The organism is Pseudomonas poae RE*1-1-14 (assembly GCF_000336465.1).
GTDB classification, from domain to species: domain Bacteria; phylum Pseudomonadota; class Gammaproteobacteria; order Pseudomonadales; family Pseudomonadaceae; genus Aquipseudomonas; species Aquipseudomonas poae.
The window spans coordinates 3,350,263-3,373,950 of sequence record NC_020209.1 but is presented as its reverse complement, the minus strand read 5'-3'; the positions used below and the strand labels follow the sequence as shown (position 1 = coordinate 3,373,950).

Sequence of the window (23,688 nt, the reverse complement as noted above, 5' to 3'; positions counted from 1 at the left end):
CATGTCCCTGTCCAGTGTTTTCAATATTGCCGGTAGCGGCATGAGCGCCCAGACCACGCGCCTCAACACCGTGGCCAGTAACATCGCCAACGCCGAGACCGTGTCTTCGAGCATTGACCAGACTTACCGCGCGCGTCATCCGGTATTCGCCACCATGTTCCAGGGCGGACAGAGCGGCGGCAGCGATTCGTTGTTCCAGGATCAGGGCAATGCAGGCTCCGGCGTGCAGGTGCTGGGTGTCGTCGAGGACCAGAGCAACCTCGAAGCCCGTTACGAGCCCAACCATCCTGCTGCGAACGAAAAGGGTTATGTCTACTACCCCAACGTCAACGTGGTCGAGGAAATGGCGGACATGATCTCGGCCAGCCGCTCGTTCCAGACCAACGCGGAAATGATGAATACCGCCAAAACCATGATGCAGAAGGTCCTGACCCTGGGTCAGTGATAAGGGGCGCCAACTAATGGCCATCGTTGATACGTCAAGCAACTCGGCAGTCCAGGACCTTTTCAATTCGAAGGTCAAGACTGCCCAGGACAATACCAGCCTCACTGACGCCGCCGCAGGCGCGACGGGCAGCCAGGCCATGGGCAAGGATGCTTTCCTGAAACTGCTGGTGACCCAGTTGAAAAACCAGGACCCCTTGTCGCCTCAGGACAACGGTGCGTTCGTGGCCCAGTTGGCGCAGTTCAGCAGTCTTGAAGGCATCAATAACCTGAACGACTCGGTCAAGTCGATTTCCACCAACGTTACCTCGTCGCAGGCGCTGCAAGCGTCCTCGCTGGTGGGCCGCTCAGTGATCACCCAGACCGACAGGACACTGGTCGACACGAGCAAGAGCATGACCGGCTCTGTGAATGTGCCGGCGTCAGTGGGCAATGTCTCGATCAAGATCACCGACAAGGACGGCAACACCGTGCGCACCCTCGACATGGGCGCGCAAAGCGCCGGCTCCCAGAGCTTTATCTGGGACGGCAAGAACGACAAGGGTGAGGTTGCGACGTCGGGGACTTACACGTTCACGGCCACCACCAAGAATGACGCGGGCGATTCCGTCGCCCTGGCCACCTCGCTGCCGGCCACGGTAACGAGCGTGACCCTGAGCCAGACCGGCGGCGAAATGCTGCTCAACCTGGCAGGCGGAAGCAGTATCAAGCAGTCGCAAATCCAGACCATCGGTTTATAGAGCCCGCTAACTACGGTGCAAGGAGAAATACATGTCTTTTAACATCGGCCTTAGCGGCCTCTATGCAGCCAACAAACAACTGGACGTGACCGGCAACAACATCGCCAACGTTGCGACCACCGGCTTCAAGTCGTCCCGTGCGGAGTTCGCCGACATCTACGCGGCGTCCAAACTGGGCACCGGCCAGAACAGCATCGGCAACGGTGTGAACCTGGCGGCCGTATCCCAGCAGTTCACCCAGGGTGACGTGAACGGCAGCGGCGGCGTCCTCGACATGGCGATCCAGGGTGGCGGTTTCTTCGTGCAGAAGGGCAGCGACGGTGCGTTGCAATACACCCGCAGCGGCGCCTTCCGTGCCGACAAGGACGGCTACATCACCAACAACACCGGCACCGCGCGCCTGCAAGGTTATGCTGCGGATGACAACGGCAAGATCATCAAGGGCGGCCTGACCGACCTGCAACTGAACCTGTCGAACCTGCCACCCAAGGCCTCCAGCAAGGTCGATTCGGCCAGTAACCTGAACTCCTCGGAACCGGTGATCGACCAGGTGGCCAAGCCGTTCAACCCGAACGACACCAGCACCTTCACCACCCAATACAGCACCACCTTGTATGACACCCAGGGCAACTCCCACGCCATGGTGCAATACATGGTCAAGTCGGACTCCAACCAGTGGAAGTCCTATACCTTGATCGACGGGCGCAACCCTGATGGCAGCGCGCCGACGGGCACTGGCGCTGTCGCTCCGGTCGCCTCCACGCTGTCGTTTGATACCGCCGGCAAGCTCACCGGAATCGTGACCCCGCCAAGCACGGCGTCCAACACCACGTTGACCATCTCCAACTGGGTGCCGGGAACTGTGACCGACGGCGTGTGGAAGGCTAACGGCGCCGCCGCCAACGCCGGTGGTGTGGCCGTCAACATGGCCACGATCACACAGTACAACTCGGCCAGCTACCGCAACCCGCCGGTCACCGACGGTTATGCCACCGGCCAGATCACAGGCCTGAAAATCGACGGTAACGGCGTGTTGTTCGCCACCTTCAGCAACCAACAGAGCAAGGCCGTGGGCCAACTCTCCCTGGCCAGCTTCAACAATGAACAAGGTTTGCAGCCGGCGGGCAGCACCACTTGGAGAGAAACCTTCGCTTCGGGCCAGCCGGGCTACGACACTCCGCAATCCGGTACCCTGGGTTCGATCGTGTCCAACTCCCTGGAAAACTCCAACGTCAACCTGACCAACGAGCTGGTGGACCTGATCAAGGCCCAGAGCAACTACCAGGCGAACGCCAAGACCATCTCCACCCAGAGCACCATTATGCAGACCATCATCCAGATGACCTGATGCGGTAGCGCTCCACAGAAAGCTCCTCTTTTAGAGGGGCTTTTTTGTGGGCGCAGGAAAAGCGCCTGGCGCCTATCAGGTGATGCCTTGAAATACCGGCAACGGGAACGCGCCATGCCCGCTTTACCACTGATGAGCCAGGGCCCACGAGGCTCACCAATCAAAGGGGGGGATTATGTGGAATTCAGGCGTATCAGGGTTTGCTGGCGCGCGTGCGGGCGTTACCCCAGGGGTGGTTCGTGGCGAGACGCCGACGGTGGCGCCGGTGGTCGAGGTGACGGCGGTCAGGCAGTTACTGAACGAACTTTTCGATGCGCAGCAGGACCGCAAAGGCCAGACGGTCAGGGAGACGCGGGACAAGCTCAATGCTGTGCGCGAGAAGATGGGCGATGAGCCTTTCAAGAGCATGCTCAACAGGCTGATCGAGGATGCGGATCGTAAATCTCTTGAGTTTCTCAAGCTATTGCTGAGGGGATGGTTTCCCGAGGGGGATGAGGCTGGCCCTTCACTATCGAAAGCAAAAAACCGATAAACCCATTGCGCGGATTTATCGGTTTTTTCGAAGCCGGGCCGTCAGGCCCGAGATCGGTTCAGCTTATTGGCAAGCTTCGCAATCCGGCTCGTCAATCGCGCAGGCCTTTGGCACTGGCGCCGGGCCGGCAGGGGCTGCCAGCACCGAATCATCACCGTGGTTGCCGCTGGACACAGCGTTCAGCTTGCCGGTGTTGATGGTCGACTTCTCGGTGCTGGTCGCGGCCAGGGCACGGAGGTAGTACGTGGTTTTCAGGCCGCGGTACCAGGCCATGCGGTAGGTCACGTCGAGCTTCTTGCCCGATGCGCCAGCGATGTACAGGTTCAGCGACTGCGCCTGGTCGATCCACTTCTGACGACGGCTGGCGGCGTCAACGATCCACTTGGTGTCCACTTCGAAGGCTGTCGCGTAAAGCTCTTTGAGCTCTTGCGGGATGCGCTCGATCTGCTGCACGGAACCGTCGTAGTACTTGAGGTCGTTGATCATGACCGAGTCCCACAGGCCGCGGGCTTTCAGGTCGCGAACCAGGTACGGGTTGATCACGGTGAATTCGCCCGACAGGTTCGATTTCACATACAGGTTCTGATAGGTCGGTTCGATCGACTGCGACACGCCGGTGATGTTGGCGATGGTCGCGGTCGGTGCGATGGCCATGATGTTGGAGTTGCGAATGCCTTTTTGCACACGGGCGCGTACCGGCGCCCAGTCCAGGGATTCGTTCAGGTCAACATCGATGTACTTCTGGCCACGTTGCTCGATCAGGATCTGTTGCGAGTCCAGCGGCAGGATGCCCTTGGACCACAGCGAACCCTGGAACGTCTCGTAGGCACCGCGCTCGTCGGCCAGGTCGCAGGAAGCCTGGATCGCGTAGTAGCTGACCGCTTCCATGGACTTGTCGGCGAACTCGACCGCAGCGTCCGAACCGTAAGGAATGTGCTGCAGGTACAGCGCGTCCTGGAAGCCCATGATGCCCAGACCCACTGGACGGTGCTTGAAGTTGGAGTTCTGCGCCTGTGGCACCGAGTAGTAGTTGATGTCGATTACGTTATCGAGCATGCGAACGGCGGTGTTGACGGTGCGTTCCAGCTTGGCGGTGTCCAGCTTGCCGTTGACGATGTGGTTCGGCAGGTTGATCGAGCCCAGGTTGCAAACGGCGATCTCGTCCTTGTTGGTGTTCAAGGTGATCTCGGTGCACAGGTTCGAGCTGTGGACCACGCCCACGTGCTGCTGCGGGCTGCGCAGGTTGCACGGGTCCTTGAAGGTCAGCCATGGGTGGCCGGTTTCGAACAGCATCGACAGCATCTTGCGCCACAGGTCTTTGGCCTGGATGGTCTTGAACAGCTTGATCTTGCCAGGGTACTGGGACAGGGCTTCGTAGTACTCGTAACGCTCTTCGAAGGCCTTGCCGGTCAGGTCGTGCAGGTCTGGTACTTCGGACGGCGAGAACAGGGTCCACTGGCCGTCATCGAAGACGCGCTTCATGAAAAGGTCAGGGATCCAGTTGGCGGTGTTCATGTCGTGGGTGCGACGACGGTCATCACCGGTGTTCTTGCGCAGCTCGATGAACTCTTCAATGTCCATGTGCCAGGTTTCCAGGTAGGCACACACAGCGCCTTTGCGCTTGCCACCCTGGTTGACCGCTACGGCGGTGTCGTTCACGACTTTAAGGAACGGCACAACACCCTGAGACTTGCCGTTGGTGCCCTTGATGTACGAACCCAGTGCACGTACCGGGGTCCAGTCGTTGCCCAGGCCGCCAGCGAATTTGGACAGCATGGCGTTGTCGTGGATCGCGTGGTAGATGCCCGACAGGTCATCCGGCACGGTGGTCAGGTAGCAGCTGGACAGCTGTGGACGCAGGGTGCCGGCGTTGAACAGGGTCGGGGTCGACGACATGTAGTCGAAGGACGACAACAGGTTGTAGAACTCGATGGCGCGGTCTTCTTTGTGCTTCTCTTCAATCGCCAGGCCCATGGCCACGCGCATGAAGAACACCTGTGGCAGCTCGAAGCGGATGCCGTCCTTGTGGATGAAGTAACGGTCATACAGGGTCTGCAGGCCCAGGTAGGTGAACTGCTGGTCGCGCTCGTGATTGATCGCCTTGCCGAGTTTTTCCAGGTCGAAAGTGGCCAGGATCGGGTTCAGCAATTCGAATTCGATACCCTTGGCGATGTAGGCCGGCAGGGCCTTGGCGTACAGGTCGGCCATCTCGTGGTGAGTGGCGCTGTCGGCCACGCCCAGGAAACCCAGGCCTTCGGCACGCAGGGTGTCCATCAGCAGGCGCGCGGTCACGAACGAGTAGTTCGGCTCGCGTTCAACCAGGGTACGGGCGGTCATCACCAGCGCGGTGTTGACGTCGGTCAGGGCCACGCCATCGTACAGGTTCTTCAGGGTTTCGCGCTGGATCAGCTCACCGTCGACTTCTTCCAGGCCTTCGCAGGCCTCGGTGATGATGGTGTTCAGGCGGCCCAGGTCCAGCGGTGCAAACGAACCGTCAGCCAGGGTGATGCGGATCGACGGGTGCGCTTGCACGGCGGCGTCTTCGGCCGGGGCGCGCACGGCACGCTCCTTGGCGCGCGAATCACGGTAGATGACGTAGTCGCGGGCGACTTTCTGCTCACCGGCACGCATCAGGGCCAGTTCAACCTGGTCCTGGATTTCTTCGATGTGGATGGTGCCGCCCGAGGGCATGCGACGCTTGAAGGTCGCAGTGACCTGTTCGGTCAGGCGGGCAACGGTGTCGTGGATGCGCGACGAGGCGGCAGCATTGCCGCCTTCAACTGCAAGAAACGCTTTGGTGATGGCGACGGTGATCTTGTCATCGGTGTAAGGAACGACAGTGCCATTGCGCTTGATCACGCGCAGTTGGCCAGGTGCGGTGGCGGACAGATCCAGGTTCGAATCAGCGGCCTGCGGCACGGAGCCCTGCGGGTTCTCGCGAGTTGTGTCGGTTTGCATGGGGGGGTTGTCTCCACGTTCTATATTTGATTGCGAGTGTCAGGCTTCTGCCTGCAACACCCGTACCGTTTTCCATATCGGGATGGAGAACAGCTGCCATCCGCTTAAGCGATTTGGTCTACTGAAAAAAATCGGTTGTTCTACGCTGCACACGCCATAAAAAACTTGAATCAGGGACTGCTTCTGTGGTTGGGCGGATTTGGCAAAAACCCCACATGTAGGGTCTCCCTTGCCGCCGAGCTACAAGATAATGCGTTTTGGAGGGGTTAGCAACGCAGTAACCTGTGGATAACTCGTGGGTAAAATGTGTAAGAAAGGTTCAGTGCCGGTGTAGGCCGCATTACTGCTGCATCTTACCGTTTGTCGTTGAACATTCAGCTCGCAACGCAGGCCGCGCAATTTCGAAGGGCGCGAACCCTACCATAAAAAAACGCGATCACCGAATGCACTGCCTGGCTTGTGTCAGAGGGCTGGCCCATGGCTACAATCGGCCTCACTTATGCCCCCCAAATATGACAAAGACGCTATGGCCTGCAGCTTCAAATGTGGGAAAGGGCTGGTGTCTGCCGGGAGGGCGTTTCATGACAACGAGGATCACCCGTGGAGCAAGAACCCTGGCACCTGTTGATCGTCGAGGACGATGTGCGATTGGCCGAGCTGACCCGTGAATACTTGCAAGGCAACGGCCTGCGGGTGTCGGTGGAAGGTAACGGTGCGCTGGCAGCGGCGCGCATCATTGCCGAGCAGCCGGACCTGGTGATCCTCGACCTGATGCTGCCCGGCGAGGACGGCCTGAGTATCTGCCGCAAGGTGCGCGCGCGGTATGACGGCGTGATCCTGATGCTCACCGCGCGCACCGACGACATGGACCAGATACAGGGCCTGGACCTGGGCGCCGACGATTATGTGTGCAAACCGGTGCGCCCGCGCCTTTTATTGGCGCGCATCCAGGCACTGTTGCGGCGTAGCGAACCGGCAGAACCGACCATCGCCGCCCACCAGCGTCGCCTGCAGTTCGGCCCTCTGGTGGTCGACAGTGCGCTGCGCGAAGCCTGGCTGCACAACGATGCTATCGACCTCACCAGCGCCGAATTCGACCTGCTCTGGCTGCTGGTGGCGAATGCCGGGCGCATCCTGTCCCGCGAGGAAATCTTCATCGCCCTGCGCGGCATCGGCTATGACGGTCAGGACCGCTCCATCGATGTGCGCATCTCACGCATTCGCCCCAAGATCGGCGACGATCCGCTCCACCCGCGCCTGATCAAGACCATCCGCAGCAAAGGTTATCTGTTTGTCGCCGAAGCCGCTGCGGATACGCCGCTGTGAACTCGATCTTCCTGCGCATCTACGGCGGCATGTGCGCCGCACTGGTGCTGGTGGCGCTGCTCGGCGTGCTGGCCCTGCACCTGCTCAACGAAGTGCGCAGCGACCAGTACCGCGAGCGTCTGGCCCACGGCACCTTCGCGCTGATGGGCGACAACCTGCAGACCATGAACGCGATCGAGCGCCAGCGGGCTTTGGCCATGTGGGAGCGTCTGCTGGGCATCCCTCTGCAACTGCGTCCGCTGGCCGACGTCCGGCTGGACCTCGGCCAGCGCAGTCGCCTGCAGCGCGGCCAGGTACTGGTGGAGCAGACCGGCCCCCATGCCGCGCGCGTGCTGCGCCTGGTCAGCGAACAGGAGCAACGGGTGCTGACGGGCGAGGTGCAGCAGATCAGCGAGCAACTGGCCCGTGCGACGATTTACCTGCTGGCCGACGAATTGGTACGTTTCCCCGTGGCCGAGCAGCCGCAGCGCCTGGCCGACCTGAAAGAGGCCAAGGGTTTTGGCTTTGACATGCACCTGTTGACCCTTGACCAGGCGGATATGGACGACGACCAGCGCCGTCGCGTGTCGGAGGGCGATACGGTGATGGCACTGGGTAAGGGCGGTGACGCAATCCGCGTGTTTGCCGGCATGGCTGGCACACCCTGGGTGCTGGAAATCGGTCCGTTGTATCAAATGAATCCGTATCCGGTGCAATGGCTGATTCTGATTGCGCTGGCAGGCCTGACCCTGATCGGCTTGATCGTCTATTTCCTGGTGCGCCAGCTGGAGCGTCGCCTCAAAGGCCTGGAAGCGGCGGCCACGCGGATCGCCGAGGGTGATCTGCAGGTGCGCGTACCCGCTCGCGGCGCCGATTCGGTGGGGCGCCTGGCCGCTGCCTTTAATGGCATGGCCGAGCACCTGCAGCAATTGCTCGCGATCCAACGCGAACTGGTGCGCGCGGTGTCCCACGAGTTGCGCACGCCGGTGGCGCGCCTGCGTTTTGGCCTGGAGATGCTCGGCGACGCAGCCACGCCCGAGGCGCGGCGCAAATACCTGGACGGCATGGACGGCGATATCCAGGACCTCGATGGCCTGGTCGACGAAATGCTCACCTACGCGCGCTTGGAGCAGGGCGCACCGGCGCTGAATTTTCAACGGGTCGACCTCGATGCACTGCTCGACCAGGTGATCGGCGAGTTATCGCCACTGCGCCGCGAAGTCATCGTCAGTCGAGGTGACTGCCTGTCATCAGCACAAGGGGGCGACGCCTGGGTCGACGCCGAACCGCGCTACCTGCACCGTGCCCTGCAAAACCTGGTGAGCAATGCCATGCGCCACGCACAGGCGCACGTGCTGATCAGCTATCAAGTGGGCGAGGCGCATTGCCGTATCGATGTTGAGGACGACGGGCCGGGCATACCGCAAAGCGCCTGGGAGCGCATCTTCACGCCGTTCCTGCGCCTGGACGACAGCCGTACACGTGCTTCCGGCGGGCACGGCCTGGGCCTGTCGATCGTGCGGCGGATTATTTACTGGCATGGCGGACGGGCGTTGATCGGCAAAAGCCATAACCTGGGCGGGGCGTGTTTCAGCCTCAGTTGGCCGAGGGAGCAAGGTAGACCCTGATAGCGGTGTATCAGCCGCTGATTGCCACCAGGCTCAACAATTGTCCATCGCTCACCGCGAACTGCCCCTCCAGCTCCTTGCCAGCACACCACTCGCTGGAAAGGTCCGTCAGCAACCGCAGCTGCACGTGACCTGTGTCCGACCACGCCAGCACCTCGGCATGCTCAAAATAGAAGCGCTTTTGCACAATCGGATACAAGGCCTTGAACAGGCTTTCTTTCGCCGAAAACGTCAGGGTCACCAGTTGAGCAATCTGCTCCTGTGGTACCAGCGCCATACGCTGCAACTCATCGGCCGTCAGAATCTCCCCGGCCAGACGCTCCGCCCGCTCCAGCGTGAGCATGTTCTCCACATCCATCCCCAACCCGCGCCACTGCGCCTTGTGGCCGACAATCGCTGCCGCATGCCCGGTGCTATGGGTGATGGAGCCACTGATATGCGCAGGCCACACCGGCGCGCGGTCTTCGCCAATCGCCGGGGTGCAGTCCAGGTTATCAAGGCGTTGCAGGGCGGCGCGGGCACACACGCGACCGGCCAGGAATTCTGCCTGGCGCTTGGCTACCGAGCGCTGGATGCTCGCCGGGGGCGGCACTGCGCAGCGCTGAAAATCGCCGTTGTCCAACCGCGCCGGGTCAAAACGGGTGCTGAAGAACACTGTGCCGGGCAAGGGATCGGGCAGCGGCCAGTGGCTATCGAATGGGGTGCAACAGGTGGGTAGGGGCGTCATGCGCGGTATTCTGCCGAGTTGGCGCGCCAGTGGATAGTCCGCGGTGGTTCAGGCCAGGTTCAGAGCTTGTTCAGGGGGAGTTCAGGGGCGCGTGCGTAGTCTGCATGGGACCAGCCGTCGGGTGCTGGGCTGTGCAGGCGGGTTAGCGCCTCAGTGGCCAGTGCAACGGGATTAAAATACGCCAGCAACCCTTGCAAGGCCGCTATGATATCCCTCTGTCGGACAGTTGAATTGCCTTGGAGAGCTTTATGAAATTGCTGGTGGTGGAAGATGAGGCGCTGCTGCGCCATCACCTGTTGACCCGCCTGACCGACAGCGGGCACGTGGTCGAAGCCGTGGCCAATGCCGAAGAGGCCCTGTATCAGACCGGGCAGTTCAATCACGACCTGGCTATCATCGACCTGGGCCTGCCCGGCATGGGCGGTCTGGACCTGATCCGCAAGCTGCGCAGCGACGCCAAGACATTCCCGATTCTGATCCTCACCGCCCGTGGCAACTGGCAGGACAAGGTTGAAGGCCTGGCCTCCGGCGCCGACGACTATGTGGTCAAGCCGTTCCAGTTCGAAGAGCTGGAAGCGCGCATGAACGCCTTGCTGCGCCGCTCCAGCGGGTTCACCCAGTCGACCATCGTTGCCGGCCCCTTGCTGCTCGACCTCAATCGCAAGCAAGCCTCGCTCGACGAGCAACCGCTGGCGCTGACCGCCTACGAATACCGGATCCTCGAGTACCTGATGCGTCACCATCAGCAGGTGGTCGCGAAGGACCGCTTGATGGAACAACTCTACCCTGACGACGACGAGCGCGATCCGAACGTCATCGAAGTGCTGGTCGGACGCCTGCGCCGCAAGCTGGAAGGCCCGGCCGGGTTCAAGCCGATCGACACCGTGCGTGGCCTGGGCTACCTGTTCAATGAGCGCTGCCTTTGATTCGCTCGCTTCGTGTGCGCCTGATGCTGGCGGCCGCTACCCTGGCCGTGCTGTTCATGCTGGGCTTGCTGCCGGCCATGCAGGGTGCGTTCAGTCTGGCGTTGCAGGATTCCATCGAGCAGCGCCTGGCCTCGGACGTCACCACCCTGATCTCGGCGGCGCGGGTTGAAAACAACCGCCTGCTGATGCCAGCGCAGTTGCCGGATGAGCGCTTCAACCTCACCGACAGCCGGCTGCTCGGCTATATCTACGACCGCGAAGGCCATCTGGTGTGGCGCTCGCGGGCGACCCAGGAAGAAAACATCAACTACAAGCCGCGCTATGACGGGCGCGGCAATGAATTCGCGCGGATTCGCGAGGCCAATGGCCAGGAATTCTTCGTGTACGACGTGGAGGTCAAGCTGCTCGGCGGCAAGAGCGCCGCGTTCAGTATCGTCGCCCTGCAACCGGTGCGCGAATACCTGCTGACCCTCGAAGGCCTGCGCGAAAACCTCTATCTGGGCTTTGGCGCCGCGTTGCTGGTGCTGCTGACCCTGTTATGGCTGGGCCTGACCTGGGGCCTGCAAGCCCTGCGGCGGCTGAGCCAGGAACTCGACCAGATCGAGGGCGGCACCCGCGAAAGCCTCAGCGAGCAGCACCCGCGTGAATTGCTGCGCCTGACCGGCTCTCTCAACCGCCTGCTGCACGGTGAGCGCGAGCAACGCGCACGCTACCGCGACTCCCTCGACGATCTGGCCCACAGCCTGAAAACCCCGTTGGCGGTGTTGCAGGGCGTGAGCGAGGACATGGCGCAGCGCCCCGCCGACCGCGATCAGGCCTGGGTGCTGCAATCGCAGATCGAGCGCATGAGCCAGCAGATCGGCTACCAGTTGCAGCGCGCCAGCCTGCGCAAAAGCGGTCTGGTGCGCCACCAGGTAAGGCTTGAGCCTGTGCTGCAAAGCCTGTGCGACACGCTGGACAAGGTGTACCGCGACAAGCGCGTGGCCGTGTCCTTCAACTTGCCGGATGAATGCTATGTGCCGATCGAGAAGGGCGCCTTGCTCGAATTGCTCGGCAACCTGCTGGAAAACGCCTACCGCCTGTGCGTGAGGGAGGTGCGTATCAGCCTGCTGGAAAGCCTCGAAGGCGCCGAGCTGTGCATCGAGGACGACGGCCCTGGCGTGCCCCCCGACCAGCGCGCGAGGATTCTGCAGCGGGGCGAACGGCTGGACCGGCAGCATCCGGGGCAGGGGATTGGCCTGGCGGTGGTCAAGGACATCATTGAAAGCTATGGCGCACGCTTGACTCTGGGCGATTCGCCATTGGGTGGCGCGGCGTTCAAGATTCATTTTCCGGCTGTTTGATCTTCATTGGCTACACTGGCTCTATCGCAGGCAAGCCAGCTCCCACAGTTTGATTGGTGAATACAATCAAATGTGGGAGCTGGCTTGCCTGCGATGGCGTCCTCCAACGCGCCACATCTCCCCCATCATCTCGACAAGGCGGATATCCGCCAAATTGTAGGACGATAGAGGGCTGGTCGGCGGAAATCCGCCACATTGTCCGCCCCGGAAAACCATGTCTGTCCGTCTCGATGCCTGATGTCCAAAGGCCTTACGGACGTTTGCGCAAAGTGGCACGGGGTTTGCGATCAGGATCGTAGCGCAGGCGTGTCGTACACACCTCGCAAACAACAAATCCCTCCAGTGCAGGAGGGTTCGCAATTCAAGTGTCGTGGGCAATGGCGGATATTTGCCACACGGGACGATTGAGGAACTTTGCAATGACGACTCGTCAGCCAATCTACAAATCCCTGTATTTCCAGGTGATCGTCGCAATCGTTATCGGTATTTTGCTCGGCCACTTCTACCCGCAGACCGGCGTGGCCCTCAAGCCACTGGGTGACGGCTTTATCAAGCTGATCAAAATGGTCATTGCCCCGATCATCTTCTGCACCGTTGTCAGCGGCATCGCTGGCATGCAAAGCATGAAATCGGTGGGCAAAACCGGTGGCTACGCGCTGCTGTACTTCGAAGTCGTTTCCACCATCGCCCTGCTGATCGGCCTGATCGTGGTGAACGTCGTGCAACCGGGCGCCGGCATGCACATCGACGTCGCGACCCTGGATGCGTCCAAAGTCGCCGCTTACGTCACCGCCGGTAAAGACCAGAGCATCGTCGGCTTTATTCTCAATGTGATCCCGAACACCATCGTCGGCGCGTTCGCCAACGGCGATATCCTGCAAGTGCTGATGTTCTCGGTGATCTTCGGTTTCGCCCTGCATCGCCTGGGTGCCTATGGCAAGCCGGTGCTGGACTTCATCGATCGCTTCGCCCATGTGATGTTCAATATCATCAACATGATCATGAAGCTCGCGCCGCTCGGTGCCCTGGGCGCCATGGCGTTCACCATCGGTGCCTACGGCGTGGGTTCGCTGGTGCAACTTGGCCAGTTGATGATCTGCTTCTACATCACCTGCCTGCTGTTCGTGCTGGTGGTGCTGGGTGGTATCTGCCGCGCCCACGGTTTCAGCGTACTCAAGCTGATCCGCTACATCCGTGAAGAACTGCTGATCGTGCTGGGTACGTCCTCTTCCGAGTCCGCCCTGCCACGCATGTTGATCAAGATGGAGCGTCTGGGCGCGAAGAAATCCGTGGTAGGTCTGGTTATCCCGACTGGCTACTCGTTCAACCTCGACGGTACATCCATTTACCTGACCATGGCTGCCGTGTTCATCGCCCAGGCGACTGACACTCACATGGACATCACCCACCAGATCACCCTGCTGCTGGTGCTGCTGCTGTCCTCCAAAGGCGCTGCAGGCGTGACCGGGTCGGGCTTCATCGTACTGGCTGCAACCCTGTCGGCCGTCGGCCACCTGCCGGTTGCCGGCCTGGCGCTGATCCTGGGTATCGACCGCTTCATGTCCGAAGCCCGCGCGCTGACCAACCTGGTGGGTAACGCCGTTGCCACCATCGTTGTGGCCAAGTGGGTCAAGGAATTGGACACTGACAAGCTGCAAAGCGAGCTGGCGTCCGGCGGCACCGGTATCTCGGAAACCCGCGAAGTCGACGATCTGGGCGTGGCCGAAGGCCCGACTCCAGTGGTCAAGTAAACCGCTGATGGCGTGAACTGACACCAATCAACCCGCAAACGCCCCGACCTGTTCGGGGCGTTTGCGTTTGTGCACGCTCCCTTTTGGAATTTTTTGCTTTAGAGTCAATCGATACCTCATCAACAAACGCTCACAGGAGGATAGATGGACAGTGTGGATCTGAACGTCCTGCGTAGCGTATTGGCGTGGCGCCAGGCCGGGCATCGCGTGGTGCTGTACAGCGTGGTGCAGACATGGGGCAGCGCGCCGCGTCCACCCGGGGCGATGCTGGCCCTGCGTGGCGATGGCGTGGTGATAGGTTCGGTGTCTGGCGGTTGCATCGAAGATGACCTGATCGCGCGTCTGCAGGATGGCCGCCTGGCCGATGACGGCCCGCCGGTGCAGATGGTGACCTATGGCGTTACCCGCGACGAGGCGGCGCGCTTTGGCCTGCCATGCGGCGGCACCCTGCGCCTCACCGAGGAGCGAGTGGTCGAGTGGGCGTGGGTCGCGCAGCTATTGGCGCGTTGTGAGGATCACCAGATCGTTGCCCGCGAGCTGAACCTGGCCACGGGTGAGGTGACGCTCAGCGACGCCAGCAAGAGCGATGTGGTGAGCGTTGACGACCAGCGTCTGCGGGCCATCTACGGTCCGCGCTGGCGGCTGTTGCTGATCGGTGCCGGGCAGCTGTCGCGGTACGTGGCGGAGATGGCGCGGCTGCTGGATTTCGAAGTGCTGATCTGCGACCCGCGCGAGGAATTTGTCTACGGCTGGGAAGAGCAGCACGGTCGCTTTGTGCCGGGCATGCCGGACGAAGCGGTGCTCAATATCCAGACCGACGAACGCACGGCGATCGTCTGCCTGACCCATGACCCTCGCTTGGACGACATGGCCTTGCTGACTGCCTTGAATTCCAGTGCGTTCTATATCGGCGCGCTGGGCTCGCGGGTCAACAGCCAGAAACGCCGGGAAAACCTCGCGGAGCTGGGCCTGTCGAATGATGCCATTGCGCGTTTGCATGGGCCGATCGGCTTGCACATCGGCAGTCACACCCCGGCGGAAATTGCGCTGTCGCTGATGGCGGAAATCGTCGCGATCAAAAATGGCGTGGCCCCGATGCAGAAGAAACCGCTGGCGGCGGTGACTGAGTGACGCTGACCGCGATTGTGCTGGCAGCGGGGCAGGGCAGTCGCTTCCTCGCCGAAACGGGTCAGGATAAATTGCTGGCCCGATGTGTCGGCCGGGACGGCATAACGCGGCCGGTGATCGAACATGTTTTGCTGAACTTGCCTGAGCGTGTCGTCTCGCGGCTGTTGGTGACGTCGCCGGAACGTACAGAGGTTATCCGATTGGCCAAGGCGTATGGCTGCGAGGTTTTGCTGCTGCAATCGGCGGGTATGGGCGACAGCATCGCGGCGGCGGTTGCCGGCAGTGCGTCTGCCGATGGCTGGCTGGTGGTGCTGGGGGATATGCCGTTTGTCCAGTCCGCGACGATTGAGCGTGTGATCGCTGATCTGGAAAGTATCAATGTGCCGGTGCACGCTGGGCAGCGTGGGCATCCGGTTGCATTCGGTCGCGCATTGGGCCCTTCGTTAATGGCGCTGACGGGGGATCGCGGCGCAAAGCCTTTGTTTGCTCGGGCTGTTGTGAAGCAAGTGGTAGTGGATGATGCCGGCGTACTCTGGGATGTGGATGTGCCTCAAGGGCTGAGTTTCAACGCAGACTAAAACGAGGGAGGCTCCATTACCTCTTCGACGTAGCGCTGGCGCGCAGCAAATTGGGGAGCCTCCGTTCAGTTAAGCAAAATGTGTGGGCTTATTGTGGCGAGCGGGCTTGCCCCGCGTTGGGGTGCGAAGCGCCCCCACTCCAGCAAAACGCGGTGTACCTGATACGGCCCAGTGCCTGGTTTTGGGGCTGCTGCGCAGCCCAACGCAGGACAAGCCTGCTCGCCACAGGGAATCTGCGCTTGACTGAACGGCATTAGCGCAAGCCCGCTCGCCACAGGGATGTGGTTGCCTGAAATTTCGACCTTTTTAGTTGATAAGCGTCTGCTGGTTAAGGCTTTTGGACAGACAAAAAAAGCCCCGCCTGATCACTCAGGCGGGGCTTTTCAGTAGCTGATGGAATCAGACGAGAGGTTTAGGCTCGTGCTCTTCTTCCATTGCCTTTGAAGCCTGGGCAGCGGCGGCTGCCTCGGCTTCCTTGCGGCGGCGACGCACTTCACGTGGGTCGTTCGGCGCACGGCCGTTTTCAGTCAGGGCGCTGGCAGGAGCAGCTTCAACCGCAGGGGCTGCCACTTCAGCTTCCACCGGCGCTTCAACCACTGGCGCAGGCTCGATGACCGGGGTTGGTTCAACCACCGGAGCAGGTTCAGCAGCGACGACCTCGGCAACCGGGGCTGGCGCTTCTTCCACTACCGGGGCTGGCGCTTCAACCGCAGCGGCCGGTTCGGCAGTCCACTGGAAGGCGGTCTGTTCTTCACGAACTTCACGAACTTCACGAACTTCACGCACTGCCGGGGCCGCTTCTTCGAAAACCGGTGCTTCGACAGTCGGCATCTCAACCGCCGCTTCAACCAGGGGCTGAGGTTCGACCACTGGCGCAGGCTCTACGGCAACCACTTCGGTCTGCGGCTGGGCGTCGCGCTCCAGTGCAACTTCCACTTCCGGAACCGCGGGGGTTTCGATCGGGGTGGTCGCTTCGACGACTGGCGCTTCAACCACGGCGGTTTCGGCGACAGGCGCCTCTGCAGCAGGGGTCTCTTCAACAGCAGCGGTGGCACGTTCAGCCTGCTCGTGAGCCTGGGCTTCAGCCGGTGCACTGATGACCGAACTGGCCACGGCAGCGGTAACGGCCAGGCCTGCGGCCAGTTCGTTGCCTGTCGCTTCGTTATTGGCGCTTTCGGTGTTTTCGCCGGTCTCTTCCGAGCCTTCGATCACATTGCCGTTGGCATCACGCTGACGCTCACGGCGGTTGCTGCGACGACGCTGGCCACGGGAGCGGCGACGTGGACGATCGCCTTCGGCGTTGTCCTGGCCATCTTCCTGCAGTTGCTCTTCGCCGGTCAGCACTTCTTCTTCACTGCTGGCTTCAGCGTGCTCGGCACGTGGCTGACGCTCTTCACGCGGCTGGCGCGGTTGGCGCTCTTCACGTGGGGCGCGTTCTTCACGCGGCTGGCGAGCCGGGCGCTCTTCGGTGCTGGCGGCAGCGACGGCTGCAACGGCTGGCGAGGCGTCCAGTGGCTCGCGCAGTTCACGTACACGCTCTTCACGCTCGCCACGCGGCTTGCGATCTTCGCGCGGTGCGCGTGCGGTACGAGGTGCGCGCTCTTCGCGGGGTGCACGCTCTTCACGGGCTACGGTCGGGGTGTCCTCACGGGCTTCGCGCGGAGCACGCTCTTCACGTGGCGCGCGTTCTTCGCGCGGGGCACGTTCTTCACGTGGTTTGCGTTCTTCGTCGCGACGGCCGTTGCGGTTACGGCTCTGCTGACGGCCGTTACGGCGTTCTTCATTGCGCGCAGGGCGCTCGGCAGCTGGCTTTTCAGCCACAACCGGCGCAGCCGGCTCTTCCTTGGTGGCGAACAGGCTGACCAACGACTTCACCAGGCCCTTGAACAGGCTTGGCTCAGGCAGGGCGGCCGGTGCGGCAACCGGTGCAGCGGCTTCAACCGGAACCGGTGCATTGGCGCGTGCCGGGGCGGTCTTGACGGCCGCTTCCTGGCGCACCAGGGTGCGGGTCGCAGCGGCTGGCTGGACTTCTTCCACTTCAGCGGCAGCCGCAGCGATTTCGTAGCTGGACTGGTTGGTGTGGGCTTCCGGGCTGTCATCACGCAGGCGCTGCACTTCGAAGTGCGGCGTCTCAAGGTGATCGTTCGGCAGGATGACGATACGGGCACGGGTGCGCAGTTCGATCTTGGTGATCGAGTTGCGTTTTTCGTTGAGCAGGAACGCGGCCACAGGGATCGGCACTTGTGCGCGAACTTCGGCGGTGCGGTCTTTCAGGGCTTCTTCTTCGATCAGGCGCAGGATCGCCAGGGACAGCGATTCAACGTCACGGATGATGCCGGTGCCGTTGCAGCGCGGGCAGACGATGCCGCTGCTCTCGCCCAGGGATGGACGCAGGCGCTGACGGGACATTTCCAGCAGGCCGAAGCGCGAGATGCGGCCCACTTGTACGCGGGCACGATCGGCTTCCAGGCACTCGCGGACTTTCTCTTCCACGGCGCGCTGGTTCTTGGCCGGGGTCATGTCGATGAAGTCGATCACGATCAGGCCGCCGATGTCACGCAGGCGCAGTTGGCGGGCGATTTCTTCAGCCGCTTCCAGGTTGGTCTGCAGGGCGGTTTCTTCGATGTCGCTGCCTTTGGTCGCACGCGCCGAGTTGATGTCGATGGACACCAGGGCTTCGGTCGGGTCGATCACGATGGAGCCGCCGGAAGGCAGTTCGACCACGCGCTGGAAGGCGGTCTCGATCTGGCTTTCGATCTGGAAACGGTTGAACAGCGGAACGCTGTCTTCGTACAGCTTGATCTTGCTGGCGTACTGCGGCATCACCTGGCGGATGAAGGTCAGGGCTTCGTCCTGGGCTTCAACGCTGTCGATCAGCACTTCGCCGATGTCCTGGCGCAGGTAATCGCGGATGGCGCGGATGATCACGTTGCTTTCCTGGTAGATCAGGAACGGCGCGGAGCGATCCAGCGAGGCTTCTTTGATGGCGGTCCACAGTTGCAGCAGGTAGTCGAGGTCCCACTGCATTTCTTCGCTGCTGCGGCCAAGACCGGCGGTGCGCACGATCAGGCCCATGTCGGCAGGAGCGATCAGGCCGTTGAGCGCTTCACGCAGTTCGTTGCGTTCTTCGCCTTCGATGCGACGGGAGATGCCGCCGGCACGCGGGTTGTTCGGCATCAGCACGAGGTAACGGCCGGCCAGGGAGATGAAAGTGGTCAGGGCGGCGCCCTTGTTGCCACGTTCTTCTTTCTCGACCTGAACGATGACTTCCTGGCCTTCGCTCAGGACGTCCTTGATGTTTACGCGGCCTTCGGGGGCTTTCTTGAAGTATTCGCGGGAGATTTCTTTGAGGGGCAGGAAGCCGTGGCGCTCGGAGCCGAAATCGACAAAGGCAGCCTCGAGGCTGGGTTCGATGCGAGTAATACGGCCTTTATAGATGTTGGCCTTCTTTTGCTCGCGCGCACCGGATTCGATGTCCAGGTCGTAGAGGCGCTGGCCATCTACCAGTGCAACACGCAACTCTTCGGGTTGAGTTGCGTTAATCAGCATTCTTTTCATGTTGTACCGTCGGTTTCCGGGCTGCCGGAAACGGCGTTCGGCACACACGACTTCTCACGGTCGGTGTCAGGTGCGTCAAGAGTGGTTGGCCACTCCAGTGTCCAGCAATACCTGCCAATTGGGCGAGCATCGCGACGGACGCGTCCTGCTTGTTAGCGGCGGTGACAAAGGCACCACTTCAACAAAAGCTAAGGTCAGGAGGAGGAATCAACCGGCGACTGTGGACGAGATGAAGCGTCTAAATATAAGCCTAGTGCTACACGGTCCGACGGTTGTGCATCTCCACCCTACACGTATCCCTGATAATTCGGGTGCTGCCGCGCGCAGAATCCGCAGCGGGTTGGCATTTACCGTGGGCTCCAATGGGGAGTCCACGCTCATGGCTAAACAAGACTCAATGTGGGCGACTGCGCTCACATCCAGCTCTTAACAGGCGTTGTTTCCGAAGCATTCGCCGTGGTCCGGCACAAGACTGACTGCACTTTGTGAACTGGCCGTAAATATCGGCGCAAAACGCGAGTATTCACTCTGCGCATCGCACTCGCTTCAGGCCTCATGTCACCTGCGCTTGTTACAATCCTGAGCCTTCCAGGGTGGCAAACGCCCCGTAGGACGGCCTCGCGTCCTGATGAATTGCGATGGTCAGGGCCGGCAGTTTGCCGCAAGTCCTCTGTCCAGGCCGCTTTTGGCGGCGTTCGCGACTATAGCAGCAATGATTAAGTGCTTCAATTCCATAAAAAATTGTTATCATCGCCGCCATGACGACTACCGCCCCCCCGACCCCCAGCGTCCAGCTGCTTGAGGTCTCGCCGGAATATGCCGGCCAACGCATCGACAACTTTCTCCTGGCCAGGCTCAAGGGCGTGCCCAAGACCTTGATCTACCGCATTTTGCGTAAAGGCGAAGTGCGCGTGAACAAGGGGCGCATCAAGCCCGAATACAAGCTGCAGGCCGGCGATATCGTGCGGGTGCCGCCGGTGCGCGTGCCTGAGCGTGACGAGCCGGTGCCGTTGGCGCAAGGCCTGCTGCAGCGCCTCGAAGCCTCCATCGTGTTCGAAGATAACAAACTGATCGTGATCAACAAGCCCTGTGGCATTGCGGTGCACGGCGGTAGCGGCCTGAATTACGGTGTGATCGAAGCTTTTCGTCAGTTGCGCCCGGACGCCAAGGAGCTGGAACTCGTGCATCGTCTGGACCGAGACACGTCCGGCCTGCTGATGATCGCCAAAAAGCGCAGCATGCTGCGCCACCTGCACACCGCCCTGCGTGGCGACGGCGTGGATAAACGCTACATGGCGCTGGTGCGTGGCAACTGGGCCAGCTCGATCAAGAGCGTGCGTGCGCCGTTGCAGAAGAGCAATCTGCGCTCCGGCGAGCGCATGGTCGAAGTGGACGAGGAGGGCAAAGAGGCCCTGACCCTGTTCAAGGTGCTGCGTCGTTTCGGCGATTTTGCGACCATGGTCGAAGCCAAGCCGGTCACCGGCCGTACCCACCAGATTCGCGTGCACACGCTGCATGCGGGCCACTGCATTGCCGGCGACACCAAGTATGGCGATGAGGGGTTCTCCAAAGAGATTCGCGATCTGGGCGGCAAACGCCTGTTCCTGCACGCCTACATGCTCACGGTGCCGTTGCCCGATGGTGGCGAGCTGAAGCTGCAGGCGCCGGTCGATGAAATGTGGGCCAAGACCGTGGAGCGCCTGAGTGTCGCACCTTGACTACAAACTGCTGATTTTTGATTGGGACGGTACGCTGGCCAACTCCATTGGCCGTATCGTCGAGTCGATGCACATGGCATCGACCCGCTCGGGCTTTGAGCAGTGTTCGGATTTTGCGGTCAAGGGCATCATCGGTCTGGGCCTGCCTGAAGCGATCCGCGCCTTGTATCCGGAAATCGGCGACGCCGAGTTGATCGCGTTCCGCAATCATTACGCCGACCACTACATCGCGCTGGAAGCCACGCCTTCGCCGCTGTTCGAAGGCGTGGCGCAGTCGCTGGACGCGTTTCGCGCCGAGGGTTATCACTTGGCGGTTGCCACCGGCAAAGCCCGTCGTGGCCTGGATCGCGTGCTCAAGGCCCATGGCTGGGAAGATTACTTTGACATCACCCGCGCCGCCGACGAGACCGCCAGCAAGCCCCATCCGTTGATGCTCGAGCAGATCCTTGCCCATTGTGGCGTGTCGCCGCGTCAGGCCTTGATGGTGGGCGATGCCTCCTTCGATCTGATAATGGCGCGCAACGCCGGCATGGACAGTGTGGCGGTCAGCTACGGCGCCCAGTCCGCCCAGGCCTTGCAGCAATATGAGCCCAGGCTGACCATTGATCATTTTTCGCAATTGCAGGCCTGGCTTGGTCGGGCCCACTAAGTTTTGCTGGGGTTAAGCGTATGAGTGACGAGTGGAAAGCGCCCGAAAAGGCCGAGAGCGGTGATGAGAAAAGCTGGAAGCTGCTGGAGAAGACCCTCCTGGCTGGCGTTCAGGAGCAGCGCCGTGCGCGGCGTTGGGGGATTTTCTTCAAGCTGCTGACGTTCACTTACCTGTTGCTGATGCTGGCATTGTTCAGCCCGCTGATGGACATGGAAAAGAGCGCCACCCGTGGCGCCCACTACACCGCCCTGATCGAAGTGCGCGGGGTGATTGCCGACAAGGAGCCTGCCAGCGCCGACAATATTGTCGGTAGCCTGCGTGCGGCGTTTGAAGACACCAAGGTCAAGGGCGTAATCCTGCGCATCAACAGCCCGGGCGGCAGTCCGGTGCAGTCGGGTTATGTCTATGACGAAATTCGTCGCCTGCGTGCCCTGCACCCGGACACCAAGCTGTACGCGGTGATTTCCGACCTGGGCGCCTCGGGCGCCTACTATATTGCCAGCGCGGCTGACCAGATCTACGCCGACAAGGCCAGCCTGGTGGGCTCCATTGGTGTGACGGCGGCCGGTTATGGCTTTGTCGGCACCATGGAGAAGCTCGGTGTGGAGCGGCGCACCTACACCTCGGGTGAGCACAAGGCGTTCCTGGATCCGTTCCAGCCGCAGAAAGCCGATGAAACCCAGTTCTGGCAGAGTGTGCTCGACACCACCCATCGTCAGTTCATCGCCAGCGTGAAACAGGGGCGCGGTGATCGGCTGAAGGACAAGGACCATCCGGAGCTGTTTTCCGGGCTGGTGTGGTCGGGCGAGCAAGCCTTGCCGTTGGGCTTGATCGACGGCCTGGGCAGTGCCAGTTCGGTGGCGCGGGATGTGATCGGCGAGAAGGAGTTGGTGGACTTCACGGTCGAGGAATCGCCGTTTGACCGCTTCTCCAAGAAGCTCGGTGCCAGCGTTGCGGAGAAGCTGGCTTTGTACATGGGCTTCCAGGGGCCGGCGCTGCGCTGATCTCTCAAGGCCGATGTGATTCATAGGGGGAGGGGGCTTGCTCCCGATAGCGGTGCATCAGTCAGCTTATCTACAAGCTGGCCCACCGCAATCGGGAGCAAGCCCCCTCCCACATTTGGTTGTGTGTGGCTTCAGGGGATTTGTACGCCTTCGGCCAGCAGCATATCCACCAGTCGAATCAGCGGCAGGCCAACAAGGCTCGTTGCATCCGGCCCTTCGGTGCTCCGGAACAGGCTCACACCCAGTCCCTCCGCCTTGAAGCTGCCCGCGCAGTCATAGGGCTGTTCGATCCGCAGGTAGCGCTCGATGCGTTCCGCGTCCAGTTCGCGCATGTGCACGGTAAAAGGCACGCAGTCGACCTGGCAGTGCCCCGTCTCGCTGTTGAGCAGTGCCAAGCCTGTAAGAAAGCTCACACGCTTGCCGCTGGCTGCCAGTAGTTGCTCACGGGCGTTTTCGAATGTATGGGGTTTGCCGATAATCCGGCCTTCAAGCGCAGCGACCTGATCGGAACCAATAATCAAATGGCCGGGATGGCTGGCGGCGAGGGCGCGCGCTTTTTGTTCGGCCAGGCGCTTGACCAGTTCAATGGCTGACTCATCCTGGCGGTGGCTTTCATCGATATCCGGCGAGCCGCAGGTGAACGGCAGTTGCAGGCGGCTGAGCAATTCCCGGCGGTAAACCGAGCTGGATGCGAGTAATAAAGGCAGCATGGGCATCTCCTCAAGGCAGCGGCCGATTCTAGCGGCGTGACCGGCTGACGCACAGGGCTGAATTTCCTTTGACATGGCCGGGTGCATCCCTATAATGCTGCGCCTATGTTGAATGACCCGATTCCACCTCACGTTGACCCGCGCAAATTGGCTGATCGTGGCACTTCCCTTCAAGGTGAAGTACTGCTGGCCGATTTGGAGAGACTCTGCGACCCGCTTTCCGACACTGTCGGTACGGTCCAGGCCAAATTCGTTTTTGAACGAGATGAACGTAAAGCTGTGGTCATTCACAGCGTTATCGACACCGAAGTCAAAATGGTTTGCCAGCGTTGTCTTGAGCTGGTCACCCTGCCGATCCACAGCGAGTGCAGTTATGCCGTGGTGAAGGAGGGTGCGAATACCCAGTCGTTGCCGAAAGGTTATGACGTGCTGGAACTGGGCGAAGATCCTTTGGATCTGCATGCACTGATCGAGGAAGAGCTTTTGCTCGCCTTGCCCATTGTGCCTGCTCATCATCCGGAAGAATGCCAGCAGCCGGAGGGGCTCGATGACGAGCCCGAACCGAGCGAGGACGAGGTAACGCGGTCCAACCCGTTCAGTGTATTGGCGCAGTTAAAGCGTGACCCAAACGTTTAGGAGTT

The 23,688-nt window shown here is 61.2% G+C and carries 19 protein-coding genes; 15 read left to right on the top strand and 4 right to left on the bottom strand.

Annotated features, from left to right (window positions below; all coding sequences use genetic code 11):
- The first annotated feature begins 1 nt into the window (after window position 1).
- The 4 genes from flgC (at window position 2) to H045_RS14620 (ending at window position 3,064) form a co-directional block, all read left to right on the top strand.
- Window positions 2-445 (top strand): flagellar basal body rod protein FlgC, encoded by a 444-nt coding sequence (gene flgC, locus H045_RS14635; RefSeq protein WP_003233500.1) that lies wholly within the window; start codon window positions 2-4, stop codon window positions 443-445.
- Window positions 446-461: 16 nt separating this feature from the next.
- Window positions 462-1,184: a flagellar hook assembly protein FlgD gene (flgD, locus tag H045_RS14630; RefSeq protein WP_003233499.1), complete on the top strand. Its 723-nt coding sequence runs from the start codon at window positions 462-464 to the stop codon at window positions 1,182-1,184.
- Window positions 1,185-1,215: 31 nt separating this feature from the next.
- A complete protein-coding gene (flgE, locus tag H045_RS14625) occupies window positions 1,216-2,532 on the top strand; it encodes a flagellar hook protein FlgE (protein WP_003233498.1) in 1,317 nt (438 codons plus the stop codon).
- 175 nt (window positions 2,533-2,707) lie between these two features.
- The gene (locus H045_RS14620; RefSeq protein ID WP_015372768.1) at window positions 2,708-3,064 is read left to right on the top strand and encodes a hypothetical protein; all 357 of its coding nucleotides are present in this window, start codon (window positions 2,708-2,710) and stop codon (window positions 3,062-3,064) included.
- A 63-nt stretch (window positions 3,065-3,127) separates the two neighbouring features.
- On the opposite strand, the gene H045_RS14615 is transcribed toward H045_RS14620, so the two are convergent.
- Entirely contained in the window at window positions 3,128-6,022 is a 2,895-nt protein-coding gene (locus H045_RS14615) for a ribonucleoside-diphosphate reductase subunit alpha (RefSeq protein ID WP_003233496.1), read from the bottom strand.
- 600 nt (window positions 6,023-6,622) lie between these two features.
- Between H045_RS14615 and H045_RS14610 the strand changes: the two genes are divergently transcribed.
- Complete coding sequence (locus H045_RS14610) at window positions 6,623-7,348, top strand: response regulator (RefSeq protein ID WP_015372767.1); 726 nt, start codon at window positions 6,623-6,625, stop codon at window positions 7,346-7,348.
- Window positions 7,345-8,955 carry an ATP-binding protein gene (locus H045_RS14605; RefSeq protein ID WP_015372766.1) on the top strand — a complete coding sequence of 537 codons (1,611 nt, stop codon included), beginning with the start codon at window positions 7,345-7,347 and terminating at the stop codon, window positions 8,953-8,955. The genes H045_RS14610 and H045_RS14605 overlap by 4 nt, the downstream gene beginning before the upstream one ends.
- A gap of 10 nt (window positions 8,956-8,965) precedes the next feature.
- Here H045_RS14605 and H045_RS14600 read toward each other — a convergent pair whose 3' ends face one another.
- Window positions 8,966-9,682: a 4'-phosphopantetheinyl transferase family protein gene (locus H045_RS14600; RefSeq protein ID WP_015372765.1), complete on the bottom strand. Its 717-nt coding sequence runs from the start codon at window positions 9,680-9,682 to the stop codon at window positions 8,966-8,968.
- Between the two features lie 248 nt (window positions 9,683-9,930).
- Between H045_RS14600 and H045_RS14595 the strand changes: the two genes are divergently transcribed.
- From H045_RS14595 to H045_RS14575, 5 genes are all read left to right on the top strand, one after another.
- On the top strand, window positions 9,931-10,608 hold the full coding sequence (locus H045_RS14595) for a response regulator (protein WP_003233491.1): 678 nt from the start codon (window positions 9,931-9,933) through the stop codon (window positions 10,606-10,608).
- Entirely contained in the window at window positions 10,605-11,951 is a 1,347-nt protein-coding gene (locus tag H045_RS14590) for an ATP-binding protein (RefSeq protein ID WP_003233490.1), read from the top strand. The genes H045_RS14595 and H045_RS14590 overlap by 4 nt, the downstream gene beginning before the upstream one ends.
- A gap of 419 nt (window positions 11,952-12,370) precedes the next feature.
- Complete coding sequence (locus H045_RS14585; protein ID WP_003233489.1) at window positions 12,371-13,702, top strand: dicarboxylate/amino acid:cation symporter; 1,332 nt, start codon at window positions 12,371-12,373, stop codon at window positions 13,700-13,702.
- A 144-nt stretch (window positions 13,703-13,846) separates the two neighbouring features.
- Window positions 13,847-14,833 carry an XdhC family protein gene (locus H045_RS14580; RefSeq protein WP_003233488.1) on the top strand — a complete coding sequence of 329 codons (987 nt, stop codon included), beginning with the start codon at window positions 13,847-13,849 and terminating at the stop codon, window positions 14,831-14,833.
- Window positions 14,830-15,408 carry a nucleotidyltransferase family protein gene (locus H045_RS14575; protein WP_003233487.1) on the top strand — a complete coding sequence of 193 codons (579 nt, stop codon included), beginning with the start codon at window positions 14,830-14,832 and terminating at the stop codon, window positions 15,406-15,408. The genes H045_RS14580 and H045_RS14575 overlap by 4 nt, the downstream gene beginning before the upstream one ends.
- 399 nt (window positions 15,409-15,807) lie before the next feature.
- Here the strand turns inward: H045_RS14575 and rne are convergent, their stop codons facing one another.
- Window positions 15,808-18,966, bottom strand: a complete 3,159-nt coding sequence (gene rne / locus H045_RS14570; RefSeq protein WP_176717670.1) for a ribonuclease E — start codon at window positions 18,964-18,966, stop codon at window positions 15,808-15,810.
- Between the two features lie 758 nt (window positions 18,967-19,724).
- Between rne and rluC the strand changes: the two genes are divergently transcribed.
- The 3 genes from rluC to H045_RS14555 are packed head-to-tail and all read left to right on the top strand — an operon-like array spanning window position 19,725 to window position 22,337.
- Window positions 19,725-20,684, top strand: coding sequence for a 23S rRNA pseudouridine(955/2504/2580) synthase RluC (gene rluC / locus H045_RS14565; protein ID WP_003233485.1), 960 nt, complete (start codon window positions 19,725-19,727; stop codon window positions 20,682-20,684).
- On the top strand, window positions 20,671-21,333 hold the full coding sequence (locus H045_RS14560; RefSeq protein WP_003233484.1) for an HAD-IA family hydrolase: 663 nt from the start codon (window positions 20,671-20,673) through the stop codon (window positions 21,331-21,333). The genes rluC and H045_RS14560 overlap by 14 nt, the downstream gene beginning before the upstream one ends.
- 20 nt (window positions 21,334-21,353) lie before the next feature.
- Window positions 21,354-22,337, top strand: coding sequence for a S49 family peptidase (locus H045_RS14555; RefSeq protein WP_003233483.1), 984 nt, complete (start codon window positions 21,354-21,356; stop codon window positions 22,335-22,337).
- Window positions 22,338-22,468: 131 nt separating this feature from the next.
- Here H045_RS14555 and H045_RS14550 read toward each other — a convergent pair whose 3' ends face one another.
- The gene (locus H045_RS14550) at window positions 22,469-23,047 is read right to left on the bottom strand and encodes a Maf family protein (RefSeq protein WP_015372763.1); all 579 of its coding nucleotides are present in this window, start codon (window positions 23,045-23,047) and stop codon (window positions 22,469-22,471) included.
- Between the two features lie 105 nt (window positions 23,048-23,152).
- Here H045_RS14550 and H045_RS14545 point away from each other — a divergent pair, with 105 nt between their 5' ends.
- On the top strand, window positions 23,153-23,683 hold the full coding sequence (locus H045_RS14545; RefSeq protein WP_003233480.1) for a YceD family protein: 531 nt from the start codon (window positions 23,153-23,155) through the stop codon (window positions 23,681-23,683).
- Window positions 23,684-23,688 lie beyond the last annotated feature (5 nt).

Bases quoted from the DNA above. Each gene is read 5' to 3' on its own strand.
- flgC (WP_003233500.1), top strand. From the start codon at position 2: ATGTCCCTGTCCAGTGTTTTCAATATTGCCGGTAGCGGCATGAGCGCC.
- flgD (WP_003233499.1), top strand. From the start codon at position 462: ATGGCCATCGTTGATACGTCAAGCAACTCGGCAGTCCAGGACCTTTTC.
- flgE (WP_003233498.1), top strand. From the start codon at position 1,216: ATGTCTTTTAACATCGGCCTTAGCGGCCTCTATGCAGCCAACAAACAA.
- H045_RS14620 (WP_015372768.1), top strand. From the start codon at position 2,708: ATGTGGAATTCAGGCGTATCAGGGTTTGCTGGCGCGCGTGCGGGCGTT.
- H045_RS14615 (WP_003233496.1), bottom strand. From the start codon at position 6,022: ATGCAAACCGACACAACTCGCGAGAACCCGCAGGGCTCCGTGCCGCAG.
- H045_RS14600 (WP_015372765.1), bottom strand. From the start codon at position 9,682: ATGACGCCCCTACCCACCTGTTGCACCCCATTCGATAGCCACTGGCCG.
- H045_RS14595 (WP_003233491.1), top strand. From the start codon at position 9,931: ATGAAATTGCTGGTGGTGGAAGATGAGGCGCTGCTGCGCCATCACCTG.
- H045_RS14585 (WP_003233489.1), top strand. From the start codon at position 12,371: ATGACGACTCGTCAGCCAATCTACAAATCCCTGTATTTCCAGGTGATC.
- H045_RS14580 (WP_003233488.1), top strand. From the start codon at position 13,847: ATGGACAGTGTGGATCTGAACGTCCTGCGTAGCGTATTGGCGTGGCGC.
- rne (WP_176717670.1), bottom strand. From the start codon at position 18,966: ATGAAAAGAATGCTGATTAACGCAACTCAACCCGAAGAGTTGCGTGTT.
- rluC (WP_003233485.1), top strand. From the start codon at position 19,725: ATGACGACTACCGCCCCCCCGACCCCCAGCGTCCAGCTGCTTGAGGTC.
- H045_RS14555 (WP_003233483.1), top strand. From the start codon at position 21,354: ATGAGTGACGAGTGGAAAGCGCCCGAAAAGGCCGAGAGCGGTGATGAG.
- H045_RS14550 (WP_015372763.1), bottom strand. From the start codon at position 23,047: ATGCTGCCTTTATTACTCGCATCCAGCTCGGTTTACCGCCGGGAATTG.
- H045_RS14545 (WP_003233480.1), top strand. From the start codon at position 23,153: ATGTTGAATGACCCGATTCCACCTCACGTTGACCCGCGCAAATTGGCT.